Raw genomic sequence first — 5,618 nt, forward strand, 5'->3', positions numbered from 1 at the left:
GAGAGCACGGCGGGAGCCGGAGCACCGGGCCCGGTCGAGCCGGTCCCGGCGCCGGCCGTCCGCGCGGGCGGATCGCCCAACAGCCGTGCGGTGGCCGCCGGATCGAGCAGGGACCGGCCCGAGGCGACGGCCCGGATGGCGAAGACGAGGGCGGAGTCCTTGATCTGCTTGAGCACATAACCGGACGCACCGGCCAGAACGGCGTTCAGCAGCGCCGTGTCGTCGTCGAACGAGGTGAGCGTCAGCCAGGCCAGACCGGGCATCCTCGACCGCAGCTCCCGGCAGGCCGTGATGTCGTCGGCGTCCGGCGACCGGACATCCAGCACTGCGACATCCGGAGCCGGTGACGGAGGCCTGGCCAGCGCCTCGCCCACCGAGCCGGCATCGGCGACGACGCTGATGCCGGGCTCGGCGTCGAGTATGTCGCGGAGCGCATGCCTGACCGTCTCATGGCCGTCGACGAGGAACACCCGGATCGGATGCCGCGACGAGAACGTACGGGCTGTGCTCATAAGGATTCCTCGGTGGTTCCCGGCAGACGAATCGTCCCGCGATCCCGCGATCGTCGCGTGACGGCCCTGTCGGCACCAGGGCCGTAGGGTCTCAAGCCGCTCCCGCCCGAGGGCCGAACGGCCTCTTTCCCCGGCACCGGTGTGGCCGGGGTGTCTCCGGGATGTCACCGGCCCCAACTGGCCCTCGGAGCGGTGCCGTTCGGCCCTGCGGAGAGGGCCGTCGGGCCGCAGCGGTGTTGGTTGCGGCGGCGGGAGATTGGAGCCGCACACAGGACCGACCTTCAGGACACCGCTTCCGCTCACGCCCCCGCCCAGCCCTCCGAAAGGGATGACCGACATGGCAGTTCACCAGACTCCTCGTCACACCAGGTTCCGCTTCCTCACGGCGCACGGGCCCACGACGGCGCTGTCGGCCGACGGTGTCCGGTCCGCGGCCGTTGTCACCGGATGGCTCGCCCGGGGCGCCGCCACCGCGCGGATCCTGCTCGGGTTCGTGTTCCTCTGGGCGTTCTTCGACAAGGCCTTCGGCTGGGGCTACGCGACACAGTCCACCGGCGCCTGGATCGACGGCGGATCGCCCACCAAGGGCTTCCTCGGGAACGTCGCCGTCGGGCCGTTCCAGTCGACCTTCCGCTCCTGGACCGGGGACGCCTGGGCCGACTGGCTGTTCATGCTCGGTCTGCTCGGTATCGGTCTCGCGCTCACCGCGGGCATCGCACTGCGGCTCGCGGCCACCGCGGGCACCGTGATGATGGCTCTGATGTGGGCCGCGGAGTGGCCGTGGGCCACGCATCTCGCCGACGGATCGCCGAGCATGTCCTCGAATCCGGTCGTGGACTACCACGTGCTGTACGCGGTCGTCATGATCGTTCTCGCTCTCGCCGCCGCGGGCCGCACCTGGGGGCTCGGCAGGATATGGCAGGAACTGCCTTTCGTGCGAAGCAACCGCTGGCTCTTCTGAGCCGCCGCCGCGCACAGCGGCGCACACAGCGCAGCACACGGCCGGGGTGCCTCACCGCACCCCGGCCGATCTGCGTTGTCGTACCGTCGTCGTACCGTTCAGAGAGCACCGAGGCCTGCGGGAACGACGAACACCGGGCAGCGGGAGCGGTACATCAGGGCGTGTGCCGTCTGCCCGTGGTGTGAGCCGCCGTTCCCGTGGCCGTTTCCGTGCGGGTGGTGCGCGATGACGACCACGCACGCGTCGGCGGTGGCGGCGATCAGGCTGTCCACCGACCGTACGGGCGGACCGTAGAGCGGTGTGTGGACGAGCCGCAGCCGTACGCCACGGCGCGCGGCCTCCTCATGGGCGAAGACCGCCGATTCGATGTCCGCGTCCGTCTCGACAGCGAGCAGTACGTCGCCCGTCCGGGCGTGGTACGGGAGATGGCCCGCGCCGACGACCAGCAGCGGGCAGCGCGTACGCTCCACCACCCGGCGCGCCACCGACCGCGAGGCCAGCGAGGCGAGCCCGCCCAGGGCGCGGGTGCCGACGACGGTGAGCGCCGCGCGCTCGCCCTTCCGCGCCAGCGCCTCCGCCGGATCGGCGGCGACGGCGCTGAGACGGACCTTCAGCTCCGGGTGGCTCTTACGGACACGGGCGGCGGACGTGGCGAGCAGCGGGCCGGCCACGTCCAGGTCCGGCACCGCGTAGACGATCTCCAGCGGCACCGACCTGCGTACGGCCTCCTCGACGGCCGCGTCCTGTGCGCGGGTCGAGATGATCGACCCGTCGATGCCCACGACCACATGGCGTTCGGACATGTGCTTTTCCTTCCTCCGCTGTTGCCCGGCCGGCCTGTCCGCGGACGGTCACACGCATCAGCGTCCGTTCTCCGGCCCGGCGCGAGGCAGGGGCCAATCGGGCCCGGCGGAGAGCGACTTGGCCCTTAAAGAGGCGTGGCCTCCTGTTCGGCACGTACGGCGCGTACGACACGACCCGACCGCAACTCCAGCCGTGTGCCCGTGAAACCGGCCCGGAAGCGGCGGTCGTGCGAGACCACCACCACCGCGCCCGCGTAGCTCCGCAGCGCCTCCTCCAGCTCCTCGACCAGGGCGAGCGCGAGATGGTTCGTCGGCTCGTCGAGGATCAGCAGCTCCGTGGGACGGCTCACCAGCCGGGCCAGCTCCAGCCTGCGCCGCTGACCGACCGAGAGCGCGGCGACGGGTACGGCGAGATCCTCCGCCCGGAACAGCCCGAGGCCCAGCAGCTCGGCCTCGTACTCCTCCGGTAGCCCTGGCCGGCCCGCCGCGAAGGCGCGCAGGAGCGGGAGCCGGGACGGTACGGCGGGCAGCTCCTGTGCCAGATAGCCGGTCCGGGCGGTACGGCTCACCGAGCCGCTGTCCGGGCGCAGTTCACCGGCCAGCACCCGGAGCAGAGTGCTCTTGCCCGCGCCGTTGGGGCCCGTCACCAGCAGCCGTTCGCCCGCCCGCACGCACAGACCGGCCACCTGGAGCCGGTCGCCGACGACGATGTCGGCCAGCTCGGCCACGACGTTGCGCACGTCCGCCGGGCTCTCCGTGCCCGCCGGGCTCTCCGCGACTGCCGTCGGTCCCGGAGCCGCGCCGGAGTTCAGCGTGGCCGTGAATCCGAGCGGTTCCGGAGGAGCGGGCACCGGCTTCTGGCGCAGCCGCCACAGCCGCTGCCGCGCCGCCCTGACCTGCCCGGACAGCTTCGCCTCATGGGAGCGGCGGTGCTTGCCGAATCCCTGGCGCGGATCCTTCCCGGTGGCGGCGAGCCGCTGCCCGGCCGCAGTCACCAGCTCCTCCGTACGGGCCACCTCGGCCAGCCACTCCAGATGCTCCTGACGCCACCGTTGCCGGGCCGCCGCCTTCGCCGTCCGGTAGCCCTGCCAGCCGTTCCCGTACCGCGTCACCGACCGTGTGTCCCGGTCGACCTCCAGGATCGTCGTCGCGATCCGATCCAGGAACGCCCGGTCGTGGGTGACGGCGACCACCGTTCCTCGGTGCGCCCTGAGCTGCTCCTCCAGCCAGCCGGTGGCCTGGAGATCGAGATGGTTGGTGGGCTCGTCGAGCAGCAGCAGTTCGGGTGCCGACGCCAGCACGCACGCCAGCGCCAGCCGGGACTGCTCGCCGCCGGAGAGCGAGCCGAGCCGGCGCCCGCGTGTCACCCGGGCGAGCCCGAGACCGTGCAGCGCGGCATCGACCCGGGCGTCGGCCTGATAGCCGCCGCGCTCCTCGTACGCCGTCAGCAGCTCGCCGTACGCGGCCAGTCCGTTCTCACCGCTCTCGCCGAGCGCCTCCTCGGCCTCGCGCAACCGGCGCTCCAGCGCCCGCAGTTCGGCGAGGGCGGAGTCGACGGCGTCCTGGACGGTGCACCGCGGATCGAGTTCGGGAGTCTGGGCGAGATGGCCGACACCGCCCGGGAAGCCGACGGTGATCTCACCGCCGTCGGGACGCTCGGTCCCTGCCAGCAGCCGTAGCAGTGTCGACTTGCCGGAGCCGTTCTCCCCGATGACACCGGCCTTCTCGCCGGGACGTACGGTCAGCGACACCTGATCGAGAACCGACCGGTCGCCGTACGCCTTGGAAACGTCTTTCATCGCCAATTGGGCGCGCTCGCGCATGCTTCTTCCTGTGAGGACACGCCCTGACGCCCGCGCACCTGGTGTCCGGTGGATCCGGTGGCGGGGACAGGGCTGGATTCCGGGGGACCTGGAGGAGCAGGTCCGGAATCACAGGAAGTAGTAGTGCGCGAACATGGCGTCGAGTGTAGCCGGGCCGCGCGGAGGCGGCCCGGCCAATACCGTGCGTTACGACGGCGCGGTGTGCGCGGTGTGCTCTACGACGGGTTGCCGACGAGCTGTACCGGGCCGTTCAGTGTGTTCGGCGTGCAGCCCGGGCCCGTGAGCGTCAGCCGCTCCTTCGTGTTCACCACGGAGAGCGGACCGGTCAGCGATATACCGCACAGCTCGACGACACGCGCGCCGGCCGCCTGCACCGGCCCGGTGATGTCCGCGCCCTTCGCCACCAGACCGGCGCCCGCGCGGACCACGACCGGCCCGGTGAGCCGGGCGCCGTCGAGGCAGGTGACACCGGAGGAGATGACCAGCGGCCCGGTATGGACGCCGGTCAGTGTGTTCGTACAGACGGGCGCGGCCGGGATCCGGCTCCGGAAGTCGAGCGCGTACGCCAGCTTGCCGGGCTTCGCGTCCGAGATCGGCGCGCTGAGCTTTCCGAACTCACCGCCGGTCGGCTTCTTGCCGTCGTTCCACTCGGCCATCCGCCCGAGCTCGTCGGCCGTGCGGCCGTCGGCGATGACGGTGTCACCGGGCGTCTTCGACATGGTCTCGGAGGCGCTGCGGACGGCCGCCAGATACGAGGCGGAGCTGCCGAGGTCGTACGTGCCGAGGTCGACGCGGTCACGCAGCCAGGTGCCCCAGAGGAACTCCAGATACTCGGCCGCGCCGTCCGGAGCCCGGTAGCCGATGTCACGTGTGAAGTAGACGAGGCCGCGGTAGCGGTCGTCGTGGAAGCCGGCCAGACCGAGGCGGCGCGGGAGCTGGTCCGTGGTGATGGGCCGGTTGTTCTCGTCGCGCAGCCAGACCCACTTCTTCTCCTGCATGGTGCGCCAGAAGTCGGCCGTGGAGAGCTTGCTCAGATTTCCGGTGACCAGCAGCCTGATAGGCGTCCTGGGGCCGCCGTCGGGCGTCTCCAGGAAGGACGTCAGCGTGTGGTGTCCGTCGGTGAGATAGAGCTGACCGCCGGGACCGATGACGACCGTCTTCATCGCGGCGCGCGTCTCGTCGGTCTCCTCGCCGAGCGGGACGGTGCAGGTGAAGCTCGACGGGTCGGAGAGCCGGGCGCCGGGCTCGACGGTGGCCGCCTCCTCCTGGCCGTTGGTCTCGCACCAGTCGTCGAAGCGCTTGTTGAAGTCGCCGTTCTGCTCGTCCTTGGGGCTGCTGTAGCGGCCGAGCTTGTAGTAGATCTGGTCGAAGCCCACGGAGGGCTGCGTGGGACGGAGCTGGTCCAGCGTCACATCGAGCAGGTCGCCGGGCTGGGCGCAGAGCGCCGCGTTCTTCGGGAGGGCGCAGTTCGGCTGCGCCGCCGCGCCGGCCGGAGCACCGCCCGCGACGACGGCGCCCA

General features: G+C 71.5%; 5 protein-coding genes. 1 reads left to right on the forward strand and 4 read right to left on the reverse strand.

Translation table 11 applies throughout. The annotated features are described in order from the left end of the window. Positions 1–512: response regulator (locus tag GA0115259_RS19325; protein ID WP_107469220.1), on the reverse strand; the 512-nt coding region annotated here is incomplete at its 3' end. Between the two features lie 337 nt (positions 513–849). Here GA0115259_RS19325 and GA0115259_RS19330 point away from each other — a divergent pair. After that, complete coding sequence (locus GA0115259_RS19330) at positions 850–1,473, forward strand: DoxX family membrane protein (RefSeq protein WP_093598582.1); 624 nt, start codon at positions 850–852, stop codon at positions 1,471–1,473. A 98-nt stretch (positions 1,474–1,571) separates the two neighbouring features. Here the strand turns inward: GA0115259_RS19330 and GA0115259_RS19335 are convergent, their stop codons facing one another. The 3 genes from GA0115259_RS19335 to GA0115259_RS19345 form a co-directional block, all read right to left on the reverse strand. Beyond that, positions 1,572–2,276 (reverse strand): universal stress protein, encoded by a 705-nt coding sequence (locus GA0115259_RS19335; protein WP_093598585.1) that lies wholly within the window; start codon positions 2,274–2,276, stop codon positions 1,572–1,574. A 125-nt stretch (positions 2,277–2,401) separates the two neighbouring features. Further along, complete coding sequence (gene abc-f / locus GA0115259_RS19340) at positions 2,402–4,099, reverse strand: ribosomal protection-like ABC-F family protein (RefSeq protein ID WP_093598588.1); 1,698 nt, start codon at positions 4,097–4,099, stop codon at positions 2,402–2,404. A 215-nt stretch (positions 4,100–4,314) separates the two neighbouring features. After that, positions 4,315–5,618, reverse strand: a 1,304-nt coding sequence (locus tag GA0115259_RS19345) for a ParB/Srx family N-terminal domain-containing protein (protein ID WP_093598591.1), incomplete at its 5' end; no start/stop codon positions are given.

The organism is Streptomyces sp. MnatMP-M17 (assembly GCF_900091995.1).
Lineage (GTDB): Bacteria > Actinomycetota > Actinomycetes > Streptomycetales > Streptomycetaceae > Streptomyces.

Coding starts and splice junctions, on each gene's coding strand:
- GA0115259_RS19330 (WP_093598582.1), top strand. CDS start 850: ATGGCAGTTCACCAGACTCCTCGTCACACCAGGTTCCGCTTCCTCACG.
- GA0115259_RS19335 (WP_093598585.1), bottom strand. CDS start 2,276: ATGTCCGAACGCCATGTGGTCGTGGGCATCGACGGGTCGATCATCTCG.
- abc-f (WP_093598588.1), bottom strand. CDS start 4,099: ATGCGCGAGCGCGCCCAATTGGCGATGAAAGACGTTTCCAAGGCGTAC.